The organism is Kitasatospora sp. NBC_00374 (genome assembly GCF_041434935.1).
Lineage (GTDB): Bacteria > Actinomycetota > Actinomycetes > Streptomycetales > Streptomycetaceae > Kitasatospora.
This window is the reverse complement of record NZ_CP107964.1, coordinates 5,278,119-5,292,852: the sequence shown is the minus strand read 5'-3', so window position 1 is coordinate 5,292,852 and position 14,734 is coordinate 5,278,119. Positions and strand designations below refer to the sequence as shown.

Genomic DNA, 14,734 nt, shown 5'->3' with positions numbered 1-14,734 from the left:
GATGACCCCGGTCTTCGGCCACGGCCGACTGCGCCTGTACCTGCTCAAGCTGCTCGACGAGTCACCGCGCCACGGGTACGAGGTGATCCGCCTGCTGGAGGAGCGCTTCCAGGGCCTGTACGCACCCTCGGCGGGCACCGTCTACCCGCGGCTGGCCAAGCTGGAGAAGGAGGGCCTGGTCACCCACAGCACCGAGGGCGGCCGCAAGGTCTACCGGCTCACCGACGCGGGCCGCCAGGAACTGGCCGACCGTCAGCCGGAGCTCGCCGAGCTGGAGGTGGAGATCGTGGAGTCCGTCTCCCAGCTGGCCGACGCGATCCGCGAGGACGTCCGGGACAACGCCAAGGACCTGCGCGAGGAGCTCTGGGGCGAGGCCGAGCAGGCCGCCGGGAAGCCCGCCGCAGCGCCGGGCGGTGACCCGTGGGCCGGCCCCTGGGGTGACCGCGAGTCCTGGCAGCGCGCCAAGGAGGAGTTCGCCCAGTTCAAGTCCCAGGCCAAGGAGCAGGCCAAGCGCGCCAAGGAGCAGGAGCGGGCGGCGAAGGAGAAGGCCCGGGCCGCCGAGCAGGAGGCCCGTCGGCTGCGCGAGCAGTCCAGGGCCGCCCGCAGCGCGGCGCAGCAGGAGGCGCTGCGGCTCAAGCGGCGGGTCGAGCAGCAGGTCCGCGAGCACACGGCCCGCGGCGACTGGTCGACCGGGCTCGCCGAGGGCCTGGCCGAGCTGACCAAGGGGCTGTCCTCGCTGGCGGACGCGGCCCGCTGGGGCGGCCAGTCGGAGGGCGAGGAGATCCGGGTCACCCGGATCGACCTGGACAAGGACGCCGACGACGCCGGGGCGGCCACCGCCGAGCTGCCCGGCTGGGCCCGCGTCGACCAGGCCGGCGAACCGGCCCGCGAGCTGGAGCGGCTGCTGGACCGCTTCCGCGACCAGGTCCGCGACGCGGCCCGGGACGGGCGGGGTGTGACGTCGGCTCAGCTTGCCGAGACCCAGGCCGTCCTGGCGTCGGCGGCCGAACGGATCCACCGCCTGCTCGGCTGACGAGCCGTCGGCGGAGCGGAGTGCGAGGTGTCTCCCGGCGCGTGCCGGATCGGCCCGGGCCGGGAGACACCTCGCGTCGGTGGGCGGTGCCTCAGGGGGTGAGGACGATCTTTCCGAAGACCTCGCCCTTGGCCAGCCGGGCGAAGCCCTCCCGCGCCTCGGTCAGCGGCAGCACGCTGTCGATCACCGGGCGGACCCCCGCCGTGGCGCAGAGCGAGAGCAGCCCGGCCAGTTCCTCCTTGGTGCCCATGGTCGAGCCGACCACCCGGAGCTCCAGGAAGAAGATCCGGTTCAGCTCGGTGGCCGTGGGGTTGGCACCCGAGGTCGCGCCGGAGATGACGATCGTGCCGCCGGGCCGCAGCGACTTCACCGAGTGCGACCAGGTCGCCGCACCGACGGTCTCCATCACCGCGTCGACCCGCTCGGGCAGCCGGGCGCCGCTCTCGAACGCGGCGTCCGCGCCGAGTTCGACCGCGCGGGCCCGCTTGGCCTCGTCCCGCCCGGTCACCCAGACCCGCAGGCCGGCAGCCTTCGCGAGGACGACCAGCGCGGTGGAGACGCCGCCGCCGGCGCCCTGGACGAGCACGGTGTCGCCGGGCTTCACGCCGGCGTTGGTGAAGAGCATCCGATAGGCCGTCAGCCAGGCGGTCGGCAGGCAGGCGGCCTGCTCGAAGCTGAGTTGGGCCGGCTTGGGCAGCAGGTTCCAGGTCGGCACCGCGACCTTCTGGGCGAAGGTGCCCTGGTAGCGCTCGGTCAGGATCGAGCGGGGCTCGGCGGGGCCGACCCCGTGGCCGCTCTGGCCGATCACCGAGTGCAGGACCACCTCGTTGCCGTGCTCGTCGACGCCCGCGGCGTCGCAGCCGAGGATCATCGGCAGCCGCTCGGCGGGCAGTCCGACCCCGCGCAGCGACCACAGGTCGTGGTGGTTGAGGGTGGCGGCCTTGACGGTCACCACGCTCCAGCCCTCGCGGGCCTCGGGTTCCGGGAGGTCTCCGAGTTCGAGTCCGCCGAGCGGGTCGGCGGGGTCGATTCGGGCGGCGTAGGCAGCGAACATGACCCGGACGATAGCCGCGACGGCCGGGGCCCGGAACCACGCGGAGGTGTGAGCTGCACCGCGTGTCCGTTCCCCGGCCGTCCGCCGGTCGTCCGTGAGGCAGTGTCAGAGGCGGGCGACACCCTCGGCCCGGGCGGCCTCGGCGACGGCCTTGGTGACGGCCGGCGCGACCCGCTGGTCGAACGGGGAGGGGATGACCTTCTGCGCCGTCAGCTCGTCGGCGACCACCGCGGCCAGGGCCTTGGCGGCGGCCAGCTTCATGCCCTCGGTGATCCGGGTGGCCCGGACCTGGAGCGCACCGGCGAAGATGCCGGGGAAGGCCAGCACGTTGTTGATCTGGTTCGGGAAGTCGGAGCGCCCGGTGGCGACCACGGCCGCGTACTTGTGCGCCACCTCGGGGTGGATCTCCGGGTTGGGGTTGGCCATCGCGAAGATGAAGCAGCCCTCGGCCATGGTGGCCACGGCCTCCTCCGGCACGGTGCCGCCGGAGACGCCGATGAACACGTCGGCACCCTTGAGCGCGTCGTTGAGGCTGCCCTGGACGCCGGTCCGGTTGGTCAGCGCGGCGATCTCGGCCTTGACGTCGGTCAGGTCGCCGCGGCCCTCGTGGACCACACCGCGCCGGTCGCAGACCGACACGTCGCCGATGCCGGCGGCGACCAGCATCTTGGCGATCGCGATGCCGGCGGCGCCGGCGCCGGAGATGACGGCGCGCAGGCTGCCGATCTCCCGGCCGGTCACCTTGGCCGCGTTCCAGAGCGCGGCGGTGGTGACGATCGCGGTGCCGTGCTGGTCGTCGTGGAAGATCGGGATGTCCAGCGCGTCCTGGAGCCGGCGCTCGATCTCGAAGCAGCGCGGGGCGGAGATGTCCTCCAGGTTGACACCCCCGAAGGAGGGGGCGAGCCGGACCACGGTCTCGACGATCTCGTCCACCTCGGTGCAGGCCAGCGCGATCGGCACCGCGTCCACGCCGCCGAACTGCTTGAACAGGATCGCCTTGCCCTCCATCACGGGCAGGGAGGCCTCCGGGCCGATGTCGCCGAGGCCGAGCACGGCGGTGCCGTCGGTGACGACCGCGACCACGTTCGACTTCCAGGTGTAGTCGTTGACCAGGTCGGGCTGCTCGGCGATGGCGGTGCAGACCCGCGCCACACCGGGGGTGTAGGCGAGGGACAGGTCGTCCGCGTCGCGGACCGGAACGGTCGCCCGGATCTCCATCTTGCCGCCGCGGTGGAGGGCGAAGACGGCGTCGACGGGATCGACGGTGTCCTGGGTGTTGGGGTGGATGATCTCCGCTGCCACGTTGACCTCTTCGTCAATGATCAGGCGAGGACGCGGCCGACGGTCGGGCGATCCGGCCGAATGACGGAAAACCCGGGTACGCGGGGGGCGTACCCGGTGGCCGGGTCGGGGCGCGGCCGTCGGGCGGCGCCCTCGGATGAGGGTTTCTGTTCTGCGCTGTTCTTCCGGTCGTACCCAGGCGTCACCAGCCGGAGCCGGGAAGGTGACAGACACCGCTTGAGCCTAGGTCGGGCGAAGGCACCGCACCTGTGCCTTTTCGTCCTTGTCACGCGCTGTTCACGGCCTTACGGCCACTTGACGACACCCGGATCTCGGAAGAACCCGGAGTGCCAGTGGCGGCAACACCTGGCCAGCACGCGCACCCGTAGGAGTGAACGCAGACACGGAGGGGAGTCGGTGCCTCGGATCCAGAGTCGAGTCTTCGACTTCCGGTCCTGTGCACCCCGGTCCTGTCGCGAACCGGCGGTCTGTGTTCGTTCGAACTTCGGGGGTCACCCGATACCAGATTCTGACACACCCGACACCCGGCTCATCAGGGCGGGATGGCAGGATCTGCGAATCGACCACCGGAACCGGACGGTCGCGCTCCCCCCTCGGCCGGCATCCGAGCGCGCGCCCGCCACCGCGGCGCACACCCGCGCACCCGGTGGGACAGCACCACCCCCTCTCCCACAGGAGGAGCAGCTCCATGCACCACAGTGCCCGCATACCCGGCCGTCTCGGCCGGACCGGCGCGGTCCTCGCCGTCGGCTCCCTGCTGATCACCGGCTGCAGCTCGGTCGGCAGCGCCACGCCCACCGAGGAGAACCTGCACGACCGGCTGCCGGACTCGATCAAGACCTCCGGCGTGCTGAAGATCGGTTCGGACCTGAACTACGCCCCGGTGGAGTTCAAGGGCGCCGACGGACAGCCCACCGGCCTCGACCCGGAGCTCGCGGAGGCCATCGGCAAGCAGCTCAAGGTGAAGGTCGAGTTCCTCGACACCGGCTTCGAGAAGCTGGTCCCCGGACTCCAGTCCAAGCAGTTCGACGTGGCCATGTCGGCGATCACCGACAACCGCCAGCGGCGCGACGGCACCGACGACAGCGGCCAGCAGATCAGCCCGGGCGTCGACTTCGTGGACTACTTCATGGCCGGTACCTCGATCCTGGTCGCGAAGGGCAACCCGAAGAGCATCAAGTCGCTGGACGACCTGTGCGGCCAGACCATCGCGGTGCAGCGCGGGACCACCCAGGCGGACATCGCCCAGCGCCAGACCGGCGCCTGCGACAAGGGCAAGAAGCCCCTGGTCATCAAGTTGACCGACACCGACGCCGAGGCTCTGGCGCTGGTCGCCTCGGGCAAGGCCGCGGCGGACATGAACGACTTCCCGGTGGCCGCCTACACCGTCCAGAAGGGCGTGAACGGCACCCAGTTCGACATGGCCGGACAGCAGCTGCAGCCGAACCCGTACGGGATCGCGGTCGCCAAGGACAACACCCAGCTGCGCGACACGCTGGTCAAGGCGGTCAACCGGATCATTCGCAGTGGCGATTACGACAAGATCCTCGAGAAGTGGAACCTCAAGGACGGCGCGGCGCAGAACGCCGTGGTGAACGGCGGCTGAGTCATGTCCCGGCCGGGGTGCTCGCGTTGCGCACTCCGGTCTGCATACTTATACACAGGGTGACAGGGGCTCGATATTCGTCCGAATAGCGGACATTGGGGTGCCTCGTTATCCGATTTTGATCTGTAGAGGGGCCCGTTCACCGGAACTCAGTGGCAGGATTCCCCCCAACTCGGTCGCAACGGCCCTCTCCCAGCCCAAGCTGCCGAAAGGCGTCACCAGGCCGAGGAAGTCGATCACATTCGTCCACCTCGGCGGAGGGTGGCGACAGAAATTCAGGCAGGACCAGCACAACCGAACGACCGGTAGTGCGGCCTCGGCAACGACGCCGGGCTCGCCGGACCTGGTGCACCGCTCCCCCGGCGGCGTGCTCCGCCCGACTCTCCTACAGGAGGAGATCCCCCTGATGACCGCCCGCACCCTTCGCCCCCGCCTCGTCGCCGCCGGCGCCACCCTCGCCGCCGGCACCCTGCTCCTGACCGCCTGCGGCAGCAGCGGCTCGAGCAGCACGGCGTCCGGGTCCGCCGTGAACCCGAGCGCCTCGGTCAAGGCCGTAACGGCCGACCCCTCGCTGGCCGCTCTGGTCCCCGCCGACCTCAAGTCGGGTGGAAAGCTGATCGTCGGATCGGATGCGTCCTACGCGCCGAACGAGTTCCAGGACGACAAGGGCGCCATCGTCGGCATGGACGTCGACCTGGCCAACGCCGTCGCCGCCAAGCTGGGCCTCAAGGCCGAGGTCCAGAACGCCGGCTTCACCGCGATCATCCCGGGCATCGGCGCCAACAAGTACCAGCTCGGCATGAGCTCCTTCACGGACACGAAGGAGCGCGAGCAGACCGTCGACATGGTCACCTACTTCACCGCCGGCACCGGCATGGCGGTCAAGAAGGGCAACCCCGACAAGATCTCCGCCGACGACCTGTGCGGCAAGAAGATCGCCGTCCAGACCGGCACCACCCAGGCCGACCAGATCGTCGACGTGATCAACCCGGCCTGTACCGCCGCGGGCAAGCCCACCGTCCCGAACGACGGTGACAAGTTCGACCTGCAGACGGACGTCACCAACGCCGTGGTCTCCGGCCGCGACCAGGTCATGATGGCCGACTCCCCGGTCATCGACTACGCGCTCAAGCAGACCGGCGGCCAGCTGGAGAAGCTCGGCCCGACGACCGACTCCGCGCCGTACGGCATCGCGCTGGCGAAGGGCTCGGCGCTCACCCCGGCGGTCCAGGCCGCGGTGCAGTCCCTGATCGACGACGGGACCTACAAGCAGATCCTGCAGAAGTGGGGCGTCGAGGCCGGCGCGATCGACAAGGCGCAGCTCAACGGCGCCACCAGCTGATCTCGTCCCCTCGTTCCACAGCGACCTGTTCTGAGGCCACAAAGTGAACTCTCTCCACAAGGGGCCGGCGGCCCCGGGACGGCCTGAAGTCATCAAGGCCGTCCCGGTCCGTCACCCCGGACGCTGGGTCGGCGCCGCCGTCATCCTCGTCCTCGCGGCGATGCTGATCCACGCCGTCATCACCGTCCCGGCATTCAAGTGGGACCTCGTCGGCCAGTACCTGTTCGACGACCGGATCCTGCACGGCCTGCTGGTCACCCTGGAGCTGACCGCGCTCGCCATGGTCATGGGCGTGATCGGCGGCATCCTGCTGGCCGTGATGCGGCTGTCCCCGAACCCGCTGCTCTCCGGCACCGCCTGGGTCTACATCTGGGTGTTCCGCGGCACTCCCGTCCTGGTCCAGCTGGTGTTCTGGAACTTCCTCGGCGTGCTGTGGGCCAGGCTCTCGATCGGTATCCCGTTCGGTCCCGAGTTCTGGTCGCAGGAGACCAACGTCCTGATCCCGACCTTCGTGGCGGCGCTGCTGGGCCTCGGCCTGAACGAGGCCGCGTACATGGCGGAGATCGTCCGAGGCGGCATCCAGTCGGTGGACGAGGGTCAGCACGAGGCCTCGCAGGCGCTCGGCATGAACCGCTTCGACACCATGCGGCGGATCATCCTGCCGCAGGCGATGCGGGTGATCATCCCGCCGACCGGCAACGAGACCATCTCGATGCTGAAGACCACCTCGCTGGTCAGCGTCATCGCTCTGGAGGAGCTCTTCCGCGCGGGCCAGAACATCTACTCGCGCAACTTCCAGAGCATCCCGCTGCTGATCGTGGTCAGCCTCTGGTACCTCTTCCTGACCTCGATCCTCACGATCGGGCAGTATTACATCGAGCGGCACTACGCCCGCGGTTCCAACCGCGCCCTGCCGCCCACCCCGATTCAGCGTATCCGGGGCCTGTTCAAGAGTGTCCGCTCGACGCCGGCACCGAAGCCCGCGGACGCCGGAGTGCACGGTGGCGGCGGCGAAGGAGGCGGTGTGTCATGACCGACGAGACCCAGATCCCCGCGGACGCCCAGCCGGGCAGCCAGATGGTCCGGGCCGAGGGCGTGCGCAAGTCGTACGGCCTGGTCGAGGTGCTCAAGGGCATCGACCTGGAGGTCAAGCAGGGCGAGGTGTTCTGCCTGATCGGCCCGTCCGGCTCCGGCAAGTCCACCTTCCTGCGGTGCATCAACCACCTGGAGAAGGTCAACGCCGGCCGGCTGTGGGTCGACGGCGAGCTCGTCGGCTACCGCCAGAAGGGCGACAAGCTCTACGAGCTCAAGGACCGCGAGGTCGCGATGAAGCGTCGCGACATCGGCATGGTCTTCCAGCGCTTCAACCTCTTCCCGCACATGACCGCCATAGAGAACGTCATCGAGGCGCCGGTGCAGGTCAAGAGCGAGAGCAAGGCCGAGGCCAGGGAGCGGGGCATGGCCCTGCTGGAGCGGGTGGGCCTGGCCGACAAGGCCAAGAGCTACCCCTCCCAGCTCTCCGGCGGCCAGCAGCAGCGGGTGGCCATCGCCCGCGCACTGGCCATGAAGCCCAAGCTGATGCTGTTCGACGAGCCCACCTCCGCGCTCGACCCTGAGCTGGTCGGCGACGTCCTGGACGTCATGCGCGGGCTCGCCGAGGACGGTATGACCATGATCGTGGTCACCCACGAGATGGGCTTCGCCCGCGAGGTCGGCGACGCGCTGGTCTTCATGGACGGCGGCGTGGTGGTCGAGTCCGGCCACCCGCGCGAGGTGCTCGGCAACCCCCAGCACGAACGGACCAGGGCCTTCCTCTCCAAGGTGCTCTGACCGAAGTCCCACCCAGCGGCCCGCCGGTGTTCCGGCGGGCCGCTCGGCGTTCCCCGGGCCGCTCGGCGTTCCCCGGGTCCTCCCCGGTCCGCGCCCGCCGGGAGCGTAATACCCTGGAGGCTGTACGCCCGTTACCGCTTCTGGAAGGACCACCGTGGAGCTCGCCTCGTACGCCGACTTCGCCGTCCGGCTGGTGAACAGCGAGGAGCCCGAGCGCGGCACCGACGCGCTGACCTCGGTGGACGCGGTGCGCGCGCTGTTCCCCGGCCCCTCCCGGGCCGCCGCCCTCACCGACGAGTCGGACCTGCCCCGGCTGCGGGCCGTCCGGACCAGGCTGCGCGGTGTGTTCGAGGCCGCCGCCGAGGGCGAGGACGTCCGGGCGGTCGACCTGCTGAACAGCCTGATGGTCGAGTACCCGGTCAGCCCGATGGTGTCCGGCCACGACGACCTGGACGAGAGCGGCCGGCCCGACTGGCACCTGCACCTCGCGGACAACGCCCCCACCGCCGCCGCCAACTACTCGGCCGTCGCCTGCATGGGGCTGGCCATCCACCTGACCGAGCTGGGCGTCGACCGGCTCGGCATCTGCCAGGCCGCCCCCTGTCGCAACGCCTACCTGGACACCTCCACCAACCGCTCCCGCCGCTACTGCTCCGACCGCTGCGCGACCCGGGCCAACGTCGCCGCCTACCGCGCCCGCAAGCGCGAGGAGGCCCTGCAGGCCGCGCAGCTCACTCCCCGGGCCTGAGGTCCACGGGCGGGAGCACCCCGAGCCGGGCCGTCAGCGCGGGCAGCCCGGCCAGCGGCCGGCGGGCCAGCGCGCGCTCCAGCCACGGCGCCGGGGCGAGCCAGGCCGGCGAGGGCCGCAGCCGCAGCAGCACCCGGCCGAGCACCAGCTCCGGCGGCACCGCGCCGTACTCCCGGCTGTCGGTGTTCACCAGCGGGTTCTCCGAGAGCATCCACCAGCCGCCAGGGCGCCGGCCCGCGGCCCGCTTGATCACCAGCAGGTCCTGCTGGAACGGGTGCCGGAACAGCACCACCGCGCCCGGCCGCACCGGCGCGCCGTAGCGCACCAGCACCCGGTCCCCGTCCGACAGCAGTCTGCGCATCGACGGGCCCGCCACGTCCACCACGCCGAACGGCGCGCCACCCTGCGGCCGACTCACCGGCATCCGCTCACCCCTGACCTCGTGTCCGCTGCTGTCGCCGGTCCAGTGTCACCCGGGCCGAGGCCACCGGGCACCCGCCGGGCGGCGGCCCGGCGCGCCGTCCGGTATCGGCCGGTTCGGCCTCCGACTTTGGTCCCGGGCCCCCGGGGCAGACGAGAATCCCGGGGGGCGTGAGGGTAATCTCAGGCGCGGGAAGACGATCCAAGGAAGGACTCCCATGTTCTCTCGTCTGTTTGCTCCGCGCGTCACCGCGCACGCTCACTGTGACCTCCCCTGCGGCGTCTACGACCCGGCGCAGGCCCGGATCGAGGCCGAGTCGGTGAAGGCCACTCAGGAGAAGTACCAGGCCAACGAGGACCCGCACTTCCGTGCGCGCGCCATCGTGATCAAGGAGGAGCGCGCCGAGCTGGTCAAGCACCACCTCTCCGTGCTGCACACCGACTACTTCAAGGCCCCGCACTTCGAGGCCTACCCGCAGCTGCACGACCTGTTCAACAAGGCCGGCAAGGCCGCCTCGGCCGCCAAGGCCTCCACGGACCCGGCCACCGGCCAGGCCCTGCTCGACCTGATCTCGGAGATCGACACGATCTTCTGGGAGACCAAGAAGGCCTGACCCGGGCTCACCACTGCCCGGCGGCGGCTCCGGCCCCGCCGGGCAGTGCCGTACCCGCCGTCAGCTGACACCCCGTCGCCCGCGCCCGGGCCCGCGGCGGCTTCCGGGCGACCGGCCGCGGCGGCCCCGGGCGGCCCGGCGGCCCGGCCCCGGCCCTCGCGGGCGGCCCCGGAAAGACACTCCCGCCGGTCCGGCCCGTCCGAGTACGCTCGCCGTATGATCCGCACCGCCGTCACCACCGACGTCCCCGTCATCCACGCCCTGATCCGCGAGCTGGCCGAGTACGAGAAGGCCCCGGACGAGGCGAAGGCCACGGAGGAGCAGCTGCGCGACGCCCTGTTCGGCGAGCACCCGGCGCTGTTCGGCCTGATCGCCGAGGACGACACCACCGGCGAGGCGGTCGGCTTCGCCCTGTGGTTCCGCAATTTCTCCACCTGGCGGGGTACCCACGGGGTGTATCTGGAGGACCTCTACGTCCGCCCCGGCAACCGTGGCGGCGGCCACGGCACAGCGCTGCTGACCGAACTCGCCCGGATCTGCGTGGACCGCGGCTACTCCCGGATGGAGTGGTCGGTGCTGGACTGGAACGAGCCCTCGATCGGGTTCTACCGCTCGCTGGGCGCCGTCCCGATGGACGGCTGGACGGTCTACCGCCTCACCGACGGGCCGCTCACCGCCCTCGGATCGACCCCGCGCTGAGCCCGTGGCGGGCGCCGGGTTCGTCCGTTCCCGTGACGGTGGCCGAAGATCACGACATCTGTCCCCCGATCGCGGTAACGTCTCGGGCGGATGCGCGGCGTTCCGGCCCTCCCGAGTGGGTATGACCGGTACGTACCGCACCACCCCTCTGGACAGTTGGGGCGAAGCAGTTGAGCCATGCAAGAGGAAGTGCCGCGGCCGTTCGGCCGCAAGCACCGCGCGTCACCCAGGAGGTGAGGGTGTCCCAGATCGACGGCGAGCCCGGAGTGAAGGACTTCGTGGAGGTCCGGCTGCCCGCTGCGGGGGCCTACCTCTCGGTACTGCGAACGGCGACAGCCGGTCTCGCGGCCCGGTTGGACTTCACCCTGGACGAGATCGAGGATCTCCGGATCGCGGTGGACGAGGCCTGCGCCATCCTGCTCCAGCAGGCGGTGCCCGGGTCCGTCCTGAGCTGCGAGTTCCGGCTGGTCGGCGACTCCCTGCGAGTCACGGTCAGCGCACCGACCACCGACGGGCGGGCCCCCGAGCGGGACACCTTCGCCTGGACGGTGCTCTCCGCGCTGGCCGGCGAGGTGGAATCCTCGGTCGGAGAGGACAAAACGGTCAGCATCAGTCTGCACAAGAAGCGCGGCGGGGCCTCCACCCCGCTGTAGCCCCTCGTGCCCGCAGTCCCCGCCGTACGCACGGTGTCGTATTCACCGCGCGTACGGCGCCCCGTATCGCAGTGCTCTGCGGTACAACCAGTGAGAAGTGCTCCCGGAACGGAACGGGTGATCGCCGTGAGTGATCTGGACCGCACAGCAGCCGCCGCTGGCCCGGCCGCCGCCGACCTGACCGTCCGTGCCGAGTCCGCGGTGCTCGACCGCGGTACGGCCGGCCCTGCCGTACCGACCCAGGCCGGCGCCGCCCGCACCGCCGCCCAACCCGACGCCCACCCGAAGGACTCCCACCGGATGACCCAGCCGACCGATCCGACGCCAGAGCGGCCCGAGGCGGTGCCCGCGAGCGAGCCCGACGCGGCCGAGCTGCGGGCGGCCGCGGAGGCTGTCCGCAGCAGCGTGCCGGCCCAGGCGCACCGCTCCGGCGCGCCGGACCGGGAGGCCGCCCGGGCCCTGTTCGTCCGGCTGGCCGGGCTGCCGGAGGGCTCCGCGGAGCGGGTGGAGATCCGCAACCAGCTGGTACGGATGCACATCCCGCTGGTGGAACACCTGGCCCGGCGCTTCCGCAACCGGGGCGAGCCGCTGGACGACCTGACCCAGGTCGCCACCATCGGCCTGATCAAGTCGGTGGACCGGTTCGACCACGAGCGCGGGGTGGAGTTCTCCACCTACGCCACCCCGACCATCGTGGGCGAGATCAAGCGGCACTTCCGGGACAAGGGCTGGGCCGTCCGCGTCCCGCGCCGGCTGCAGGAGCTCCGGCTCTCGCTGACCACCGCGACCAGCGAGCTCTCCCAGCGGCACGGCCGCTCGCCGACCGTGCACGAGCTGGCGGAGCACCTCGGGATCTCCGAGGAGGACGTGCTGGAGGGCCTGGAGTCCGCCAACGCGTACTCCACCCTCTCGCTGGACGTCCCGGACAGCGACGACGAGTCCCCGGCCGTGGCCGACACCCTGGGCGCGACCGACGAGGCGCTGGAGGGCGTCGAGTACCGGGAGTCCCTGAAGCCACTGCTGGCCCAGCTGCCGCCGCGCGAGCAGAAGATCCTGGTGCTGCGGTTCTTCCGGAACATGACGCAGTCTCAGATCGCCGCCGAGGTCGGCATCTCGCAGATGCACGTGTCCAGACTGCTCGCCCGGACCTTGGCCCAGCTGCGGGAGAAGCTGCTCGTCGAGGAGTGACCGATCACGTACGAACGGCCGGCGGCCGGAGGGATCAGTCCTCCGGCCGCCGGCCGTCGCGGTACCGGCTCACGCCTCCGGGCGGTAGAGCAGGGCCGTGACCTTCGGGTTGAGCAGCGCGACGATGCCGGCCAGCCCCAGCACCGCCACGGCCACCGCGACACCGGCCATCGCACCCCCGGACTGCCACATGTAGTAGGCGACCGGCAGGCAGATCGAGTTGGTCAGCACCGCCGGGCTGCGGCCCCAGCGACGGCCGCGCAGCAGCGCCCGGCCCGCCAGCAGCGGGAGCAGCCCCATCAGCAGCAGCACCAGACCGCCGGCCTCACTGCGCCCGAGCGCCGCCGAGTCGCCGAGCAGTCCGGCGACGAGGTCGTAGACGCCCCACCCGGCCAGTGCGGCGCCCTCCAGGGCGGTGATGCCCGCACCGACGAGCAGCGGGGCGGGGCGGGCGGGTGCGGCGGCGGGAGCGGGGGTTTCTGCGGTCACTCCAGCAGGGTATCCGCCGCCTGCCCGGAACCGCCCCGTAGGCTGGCGCCATGCGCGCTCTCCTGGTCGTGAACCCCAAGGCGACCACCACCAGCAGCCGGACCCGGGACGTGCTCACCCATGCGCTGCGCAGCGATCTGAAGCTGGATGTGGCCCACACCGAGTACCGCGGGCACGCCCGCGACCTGGCCCGCGACGCGGCGGCCGACGGCTCGGTGGACCTGGTGGTGGCGCTCGGGGGCGACGGGACGGTCAACGAGGTGGTCAACGGTCTGCTCGCGAACGGCCCCGCCGAGCGGGTTCCGCGGCTGGCGGTGGTGCCGGGCGGCAGCACCAACGTCTTCGCCCGTGCCCTGGGCCTGCCGAACGACCCGGTGGAGGCCACCGGCGCCCTGTTGAACGCGCTGGAGCAGGGCCGCGAGCGGGCCGTCGGCCTGGGCAAGGCGATGACCGAGGGGCTCCCGGACCGCTGGTTCACCTTCACCGCCGGCCTCGGCTTCGACGCCGGGGTGGTCGGCCGGGTGGAACAGCAGCGCAGAGCGGGGCGGAAGTCCACCCACGCGCTCTATGTCAACCAGGCGCTCCGGCACTATGTCACTGAGCGTGAACACCGCCGCTCCGGGCCGGTCACCCTGGAAATGAACGGCCAGGAGCCGGTTCCGGGCCTGGTTCTGGCCATAGTCTCCAACACCTCGCCATGGACCTACCTGGGGAACCGGCCGGTACTCCCCTCGCCCTCCGCCTCCTTCGACACGGACCTGGACGTCTTCGGCATCACTCGAATGACCGCGTTCGGCACCGCTCGAACGGTCCGTCAGATTCTGCGCTCGCACGCCCCTACGGACGAGGGCTCCCAGCCCTCCGGACCGTCCGGGAAGCACGTCGTCTCCTATCACGACGTCCGGCACTTCACCTTGGTTTCACAGGAACCGGCCCCGTTTCAGGTCGACGGGGACCACCTTGGAGACAGGAGTCGCGTCAGTTTCACAGGCGTTCGGCGGGCACTGCGTGTGATTGTGTGACCAGAAGGGGGTCCCACCCTTCTTCTCGAACGCGCTAGCCCCCTTCACCCCATAGAAGTACGGGCTGTGAGCTAGGCGACACCGAAGAATCAAAAATTCCTCCCCGAAGGGGGTTGTATCCGAGCCCGAGGTTTGCGAACCTCTACATGGCGATCGGGACACGTCGCAGCGGACATCGCGACACATCCCTTGATAGCCGGAACCCCACCCCAGCACAGACCACCCGGGCCCGATGGGCCTTTGGTCCCTTTTGCTGTTGCGGGATTCGTGAAAGCGTTCACATTCACAAGCCATCGAGTGAGTCGGCCGGGCCACAGCCTGCCGACCGGAGGAGTTGGACGACCATGGACTGGCGCCACCGCGCTGTCTGCCGCGAAGAGGACCCGGAGCTGTTCTTCCCGATCGGGAACACCGGTCCTGCTCTGCTGCAGATCGAGGAAGCCAAGGCCGTGTGCCGCCGCTGTCCCGTCATGGAGCAGTGCCTGCAGTGGGCGCTGGAGACCGGCCAGGACGCCGGCGTCTGGGGCGGAATGAGTGAGGACGAGCGTCGTGCGATGAAGCGTCGCGCCGCCCGCAACCGCGCCCGCACCGCCTGACACACCGTCAAGCAGCAATCCGATCAACCCATGATCAAGGGCTCCGCCGCATCGGACGGCCGAGCCTTCCGCATCACGGACCCCGTTCAGGCGAGGTCCGACGACGCGAGCAGCCCAGGCACTTGATACTGCTCACTT

Annotated in this window: 16 protein-coding genes; 12 read left to right on the top strand and 4 right to left on the bottom strand. The window is 70.8% G+C overall.

Annotated elements, in window-relative coordinates:
- The first annotated feature begins 1 nt into the window (after position 1).
- A complete protein-coding gene (locus OG871_RS23835) occupies positions 2 to 1,033 on the top strand; it encodes a helix-turn-helix transcriptional regulator (protein WP_371499071.1) in 1,032 nt (343 codons plus the stop codon).
- Between the two features lie 91 nt (positions 1,034 to 1,124).
- On the opposite strand, the gene OG871_RS23830 is transcribed toward OG871_RS23835, so the two are convergent.
- Both OG871_RS23830 and OG871_RS23825 read right to left on the bottom strand, forming a co-directional pair.
- A complete protein-coding gene (locus OG871_RS23830; RefSeq protein WP_371499070.1) occupies positions 1,125 to 2,087 on the bottom strand; it encodes a zinc-binding dehydrogenase in 963 nt (320 codons plus the stop codon).
- A 105-nt stretch (positions 2,088 to 2,192) separates the two neighbouring features.
- Positions 2,193 to 3,389, bottom strand: a complete 1,197-nt coding sequence (locus OG871_RS23825) for an NADP-dependent malic enzyme (RefSeq protein WP_371499068.1) — start codon at positions 3,387 to 3,389, stop codon at positions 2,193 to 2,195.
- Between the two features lie 688 nt (positions 3,390 to 4,077).
- On the opposite strand from OG871_RS23825, the gene OG871_RS23820 reads away from it, so the two are divergent.
- The 5 genes from OG871_RS23820 to OG871_RS23800 all read left to right on the top strand — a co-directional run bounded on the left by OG871_RS23820 (position 4,078) and on the right by OG871_RS23800 (position 8,915).
- Positions 4,078 to 4,995 carry an ABC transporter substrate-binding protein gene (locus OG871_RS23820; RefSeq protein ID WP_371499066.1) on the top strand — a complete coding sequence of 306 codons (918 nt, stop codon included), beginning with the start codon at positions 4,078 to 4,080 and terminating at the stop codon, positions 4,993 to 4,995.
- Positions 4,996 to 5,401: 406 nt separating this feature from the next.
- Positions 5,402 to 6,337 (top strand): ABC transporter substrate-binding protein, encoded by a 936-nt coding sequence (locus OG871_RS23815; RefSeq protein WP_371499064.1) that lies wholly within the window; start codon positions 5,402 to 5,404, stop codon positions 6,335 to 6,337.
- Positions 6,338 to 6,380: 43 nt separating this feature from the next.
- The gene (locus tag OG871_RS23810) at positions 6,381 to 7,370 is read left to right on the top strand and encodes an amino acid ABC transporter permease (protein ID WP_371499062.1); all 990 of its coding nucleotides are present in this window, start codon (positions 6,381 to 6,383) and stop codon (positions 7,368 to 7,370) included.
- Positions 7,371 to 7,414: 44 nt separating this feature from the next.
- A complete protein-coding gene (locus OG871_RS23805) occupies positions 7,415 to 8,167 on the top strand; it encodes an amino acid ABC transporter ATP-binding protein (protein ID WP_371503402.1) in 753 nt (250 codons plus the stop codon).
- A 154-nt stretch (positions 8,168 to 8,321) separates the two neighbouring features.
- The gene (locus OG871_RS23800; RefSeq protein WP_371499060.1) at positions 8,322 to 8,915 is read left to right on the top strand and encodes an ABATE domain-containing protein; all 594 of its coding nucleotides are present in this window, start codon (positions 8,322 to 8,324) and stop codon (positions 8,913 to 8,915) included.
- Here the strand turns inward: OG871_RS23800 and sodX are convergent.
- Positions 8,899 to 9,339 (bottom strand): nickel-type superoxide dismutase maturation protease, encoded by a 441-nt coding sequence (sodX, locus tag OG871_RS23795; protein ID WP_371499058.1) that lies wholly within the window; start codon positions 9,337 to 9,339, stop codon positions 8,899 to 8,901. The genes OG871_RS23800 and sodX overlap by 17 nt on opposite strands.
- A gap of 214 nt (positions 9,340 to 9,553) precedes the next feature.
- Here sodX and sodN point away from each other — a divergent pair, with 214 nt between their 5' ends.
- The 4 genes from sodN to OG871_RS23775 all read left to right on the top strand — a co-directional run bounded on the left by sodN (position 9,554) and on the right by OG871_RS23775 (position 12,489).
- Positions 9,554 to 9,949 carry a superoxide dismutase, Ni gene (gene sodN / locus OG871_RS23790; protein WP_371499056.1) on the top strand — a complete coding sequence of 132 codons (396 nt, stop codon included), beginning with the start codon at positions 9,554 to 9,556 and terminating at the stop codon, positions 9,947 to 9,949.
- Between the two features lie 216 nt (positions 9,950 to 10,165).
- The gene (locus OG871_RS23785; protein ID WP_371499054.1) at positions 10,166 to 10,648 is read left to right on the top strand and encodes an N-acetyltransferase family protein; all 483 of its coding nucleotides are present in this window, start codon (positions 10,166 to 10,168) and stop codon (positions 10,646 to 10,648) included.
- 239 nt (positions 10,649 to 10,887) lie between these two features.
- Positions 10,888 to 11,301 carry an anti-sigma regulatory factor gene (locus OG871_RS23780; protein ID WP_371499052.1) on the top strand — a complete coding sequence of 138 codons (414 nt, stop codon included), beginning with the start codon at positions 10,888 to 10,890 and terminating at the stop codon, positions 11,299 to 11,301.
- A 126-nt stretch (positions 11,302 to 11,427) separates the two neighbouring features.
- On the top strand, positions 11,428 to 12,489 hold the full coding sequence (locus tag OG871_RS23775) for an RNA polymerase sigma factor SigF (protein WP_371499051.1): 1,062 nt from the start codon (positions 11,428 to 11,430) through the stop codon (positions 12,487 to 12,489).
- Between the two features lie 69 nt (positions 12,490 to 12,558).
- Here OG871_RS23775 and OG871_RS23770 read toward each other — a convergent pair whose 3' ends face one another.
- Entirely contained in the window at positions 12,559 to 12,978 is a 420-nt protein-coding gene (locus OG871_RS23770) for a hypothetical protein (protein WP_371499049.1), read from the bottom strand.
- 50 nt (positions 12,979 to 13,028) lie between these two features.
- On the opposite strand from OG871_RS23770, the gene OG871_RS23765 reads away from it, so the two are divergent.
- Both OG871_RS23765 and OG871_RS23760 read left to right on the top strand, forming a co-directional pair.
- A complete protein-coding gene (locus tag OG871_RS23765) occupies positions 13,029 to 14,000 on the top strand; it encodes a diacylglycerol kinase family protein (protein WP_371499047.1) in 972 nt (323 codons plus the stop codon).
- A 344-nt stretch (positions 14,001 to 14,344) separates the two neighbouring features.
- A complete protein-coding gene (locus tag OG871_RS23760; RefSeq protein ID WP_014138019.1) occupies positions 14,345 to 14,596 on the top strand; it encodes a WhiB family transcriptional regulator in 252 nt (83 codons plus the stop codon).
- Positions 14,597 to 14,734 lie beyond the last annotated feature (138 nt).

Coding starts and splice junctions, on each gene's coding strand:
- OG871_RS23835 (WP_371499071.1), top strand. CDS start 2: ATGACCCCGGTCTTCGGCCACGGCCGACTGCGCCTGTACCTGCTCAAG.
- OG871_RS23830 (WP_371499070.1), bottom strand. CDS start 2,087: ATGTTCGCTGCCTACGCCGCCCGAATCGACCCCGCCGACCCGCTCGGC.
- OG871_RS23820 (WP_371499066.1), top strand. CDS start 4,078: ATGCACCACAGTGCCCGCATACCCGGCCGTCTCGGCCGGACCGGCGCG.
- OG871_RS23815 (WP_371499064.1), top strand. CDS start 5,402: ATGACCGCCCGCACCCTTCGCCCCCGCCTCGTCGCCGCCGGCGCCACC.
- OG871_RS23805 (WP_371503402.1), top strand. CDS start 7,415: ATGGTCCGGGCCGAGGGCGTGCGCAAGTCGTACGGCCTGGTCGAGGTG.
- sodX (WP_371499058.1), bottom strand. CDS start 9,339: ATGCCGGTGAGTCGGCCGCAGGGTGGCGCGCCGTTCGGCGTGGTGGAC.
- sodN (WP_371499056.1), top strand. CDS start 9,554: ATGTTCTCTCGTCTGTTTGCTCCGCGCGTCACCGCGCACGCTCACTGT.
- OG871_RS23785 (WP_371499054.1), top strand. CDS start 10,166: ATGATCCGCACCGCCGTCACCACCGACGTCCCCGTCATCCACGCCCTG.
- OG871_RS23765 (WP_371499047.1), top strand. CDS start 13,029: ATGCGCGCTCTCCTGGTCGTGAACCCCAAGGCGACCACCACCAGCAGC.
- OG871_RS23760 (WP_014138019.1), top strand. CDS start 14,345: ATGGACTGGCGCCACCGCGCTGTCTGCCGCGAAGAGGACCCGGAGCTG.